The following is a 3,387-nucleotide window of genomic DNA, read 5'->3' as shown; positions in this document are numbered from 1 at the left end:
TTCGACCACCACAAAGGGATTTACCCCTTCTTGCCATGTCACATAACTTAAGCGGAGGTCTTTTTCTTCATAGAGTCGAGAAACCCCTAAAACCGCAAACCAGTCGGGGCGTTTATACCATTGGGTATGATGCACATCATAGTATAAATTCAAATCGCTTGCGGTAAACACCTGATTACTGGGGTAACTTGGGGGGCGAAAGGTGAGGCGAAGCAATTCAGGCTGGAGAAGATGAAATTCGTCGGGCAAACCGGGTTCCTCAGGGTCTTCACTGGGTAAATCATACATGGTGGGGAGGGTTTCTTTGGGGGGAAGCGGAGGATTACTTTGATACATCATTCATTCCCAGGGTTAAGTTCTCTTTTTATTTTAAGTTAAGGGCTTAGGCACTCATGCGTTCAACAATAAAGGGCATCGCGAGACGATACACCAGCCAAGCCAACAACAAACCGCCCATTGCCAAAGCACTGGCGATCCAAAATGCCACGGGTTCGGAAACTGTACCTCGGGTGGCTAATTCGCGATCAGCCACACTCGAAAAATCTAATGATTGAGTCTGAGCCCTTTTAGAAAGTACGATCTAAACGATGCCAGTCGCACGTAGGGTCGCCAAACCGAGTGCGATCGCGCTTGCTTATTCCCTTCAACGCAACTGCTAGACCGAGTAATCCGCTCTCGTGACAGCAATACCAGCCCGATTATTTTCAACAAGAAGGGGTGACAGCGTGATCGTCGCCCTCGTTCAAGAGGTGATTGTTGTAACCCCCTTTCCCCATCAGCAAGCAACTATGGCAAAATCCAAAAGCACGATTGACCTGAAGTTACCCTTAGCTTCAGCAGCGATCGCTGCACCTGAAAATATGGCTCTTAGGCTTCGGGATCAATGCCCAAAGCTCTCAATTGTTCCGCTAAACGTTCAGCCCGTTGATTAGCTTGTTCAGCGCGTTGAGCTTCCTGTTGAGCTTGTTGAGTTGCTTGTTCAGCCCGTTGAGCTTCTTGTTCAGCAGGAGTGAGAATCCAGTTCTGATTTTGGTCATACCAACGCAACCACTCTCGATTGATTCCCTGATATTCCCCTTCCCATAATCCTAATCCCAGTTCTGCTTCTTCCAACCAGACTCCTTGCTCTTCTATTGATAAGGGTTGATAGCGGTTCATCATTAACCCAAAAGCACGAAACTCATTCGTATAGCGATTAAAGACAAAATAATAGGGAATCCTCAGGATTTGCTCGTAAACTGTCCATTTATTCGGAGGCTGACTCACTTCTCTTAAATTTTGCCCTAAGTCTTCCTTCTCAGTTCCAGGAGAGAGCAATTCGACCACCACAAAGGGATTTACCCCTTCTTGCCATGTCACATAACTTAAGCGGAGGTCTTTTTCTTCATAGAGTCGAGAAACCCCTAAAACCGCAAACCAGTCGGGGCGTTTATACCACTGGGTATGATGCACATCATAGTATAAATTCAAATCGCTTGCGGTAAACACCTGATTACTGGGGTAACTTGGGGGGCGAAAGGTGAGGCGAAGTAATTCAGGCTGGAGAAGATGAAATTCATCGGGCAAACCAGGCTCCTCAGGGTCTTCACTGGGTAAATCATACATGGTGGGGAGGGTTTCTTTTGGGTGAAGCGGAGGATTACTTTGATACATCATTCTTTCCCATGTAATGGTTCTTTTTTATTGTAAATTAAGGGTTATATCAAGTTCGGGGGATTGGTTATAACTCGTGTTGGGTTTCGCTTCGCTCTACCCAACCTACTTTTTATCATTGATTGAACGAACCTGATATTACTTGAAAAAGTGCGATCAATAATCATTGATTTCTGGTTTCAAGTTAAGGGTTTACTTTTCTTAAATTTTCTACTCTCGCTATTTTCATAAAGTGTTCAGCGCGATCGCGCTTCTCCTTAATCTTACCTAGAGGGCAGCGATCGCAGAGGCAAAACTCCAATTGAACCCGTTTTTGGCAAACCTAGCTGTCTCTGAGCGCGATCGTCTGTTTTTTTCCTTTTCTTGCCTTTTTAGACAACAACAGAAGCGCGATTGCCTCTGGCAGCGAGCTTCGCTCGATCGGTAGGTCAATAACTTAAAGAGCGCGATCGCGCTAGCTAAACATTTGATTGTTGTAACCAACTTTCCAAATCAGCAACCGTGGCAAAATCTAAAAGTGCCTCCGCCAACGCCTCCAACTCCGACACACCCAAAGCCTGAATTTGCTCCACTAAATTGCTGTCCAACTCCCCAAAACGATGTTTGAGTTGACGAAGCACTAAATTAACTTCCGCTTCTACGTAAACATCTTGATAGAAATGAGTTTGCTTTAGATCAACATCTGTAAATCCCAACATTTTCTGTCGTTATCTAAATCTTCTCTGGTACGATTTTGAACAAAACATAAGGCTTCCTCTGCTGCATCTTGAATATGTTTGAGACGAGTTAAATCATCAATTTTGCTCATAGATAACGAAAGCCTCTTTCATCACCTCATCTCGGAAATAATGACTTAAATCCTTGGGAGTTCTGAGATCAACTGACCAATTAATGATTTTTGATAGCTCATCCTCCATTGTAATGATGGCTAACCCCGGTGTCTTTCCTGATTCAAATTCTACCAAGACATCCACATCACTTTGAGATGTAAAATCTTCCCTCACCACTGAACCAAATAAAGCTAATTTTTGAATATGGTAATGTTGACAAAAGTTAGCAACTTTGTCAAGATTTAAGCGAATTGGTAGCAGGGAAACTTTCATCTCTTGAAATTCTAAGTTATTTTCTACCATCGTTATTTTTAGAGCTTTCTGTATAAAAGTTTAACGAATGCTTCTTGGCAATGCTGACTCTACTAAGTGCGATGTGGCTCTGCCTCCGTCTATCAAGAATCGTGCCGATCAAAATCACTTGCCTTTTTAGACAACAGCAGAAGCGCGATTGCCTCTGGCAGCGAGCTTCGCTCGATCGGCAGGTAAATAATCTAAAGAGCGCGATGATCACCCTTGCTAAACATTTGATTGTTGTAACCAACTTTCCAAATCAGCAACCGTCGCAAAATCTAAAAGCGCCTCTGCAATCTCCTCCCGACTTAAACGAGGTAACTTATTTAAAATACTGCCGAGTAAAATCTACAATCTCACCAGCCTGCTCAATTAATCGCTCAACTTCATCGATCGCAATATTTGGCTGAAAATCGTAGTCTGCTTCATTGCGTCTCATCTGAGCATCAATCAAAAATCGGTGATACTGAACAGGAATTTGTTTGGTTTTGACCTTAAGGGATGACAACAAAGCTATAAGGCAGACTGGAGGGTAGATACAGCCTTGAGACCTCTGTGAAAATCTAGGGATTTATGAGGCTTGAGAGCCATCAAACGATGAGCTAAATCT

The 3,387-nt window shown here is 43.6% G+C and carries 6 protein-coding genes and 1 pseudogene; all 7 read right to left on the bottom strand.

The window, feature by feature from the left end:
* On the bottom strand, positions 1-336 hold a 336-nt coding region (locus GVY04_00265; GenBank protein ID NBD14611.1), incomplete at its 3' end, for a hypothetical protein.
* 46 nt (positions 337-382) lie between these two features.
* A pseudogene (locus tag GVY04_00260) lies at positions 383-523 on the bottom strand (ABC transporter permease).
* Positions 524-867: 344 nt separating this feature from the next.
* Complete coding sequence (locus GVY04_00255) at positions 868-1,653, bottom strand: hypothetical protein (GenBank protein NBD14610.1); 786 nt, start codon at positions 1,651-1,653, stop codon at positions 868-870.
* Between the two features lie 458 nt (positions 1,654-2,111).
* Entirely contained in the window at positions 2,112-2,351 is a 240-nt protein-coding gene (locus GVY04_00250; GenBank protein NBD14609.1) for a DUF4351 domain-containing protein, read from the bottom strand.
* The gene (locus tag GVY04_00245; protein NBD14608.1) at positions 2,324-2,461 is read right to left on the bottom strand and encodes a hypothetical protein; all 138 of its coding nucleotides are present in this window, start codon (positions 2,459-2,461) and stop codon (positions 2,324-2,326) included. Before GVY04_00245 ends, GVY04_00250 begins: the two co-directional genes overlap by 28 nt.
* On the bottom strand, positions 2,448-2,756 hold the full coding sequence (locus GVY04_00240; GenBank protein ID NBD14607.1) for a nucleotidyltransferase: 309 nt from the start codon (positions 2,754-2,756) through the stop codon (positions 2,448-2,450). Before GVY04_00240 ends, GVY04_00245 begins: the two co-directional genes overlap by 14 nt.
* Positions 2,757-3,002: 246 nt before the next feature.
* Entirely contained in the window at positions 3,003-3,125 is a 123-nt protein-coding gene (locus GVY04_00235; GenBank protein NBD14606.1) for a DUF4351 domain-containing protein, read from the bottom strand.
* Positions 3,126-3,387: the final 262 nt, after the last annotated feature.

The organism is Cyanobacteria bacterium GSL.Bin1 (genome assembly GCA_009909085.1).
GTDB lineage: Bacteria > Cyanobacteriota > Cyanobacteriia > Cyanobacteriales > Rubidibacteraceae > Halothece.
The sequence above is the reverse complement of the archived record's forward strand: the minus strand, read 5'-3'. Positions and strand labels throughout refer to the sequence as shown.

What these genes read in the sequence shown, in the direction of transcription:
- GVY04_00255 (NBD14610.1), bottom strand. Translation starts at nt 1,653, where the DNA reads ATGTATCAAAGTAATCCTCCGCTTCACCCAAAAGAAACCCTCCCCACC.
- GVY04_00250 (NBD14609.1), bottom strand. Translation starts at nt 2,351, where the DNA reads ATGTTGGGATTTACAGATGTTGATCTAAAGCAAACTCATTTCTATCAA.
- GVY04_00245 (NBD14608.1), bottom strand. Translation starts at nt 2,461, where the DNA reads ATGAGCAAAATTGATGATTTAACTCGTCTCAAACATATTCAAGATGCA.
- GVY04_00240 (NBD14607.1), bottom strand. Translation starts at nt 2,756, where the DNA reads ATGAAAGTTTCCCTGCTACCAATTCGCTTAAATCTTGACAAAGTTGCT.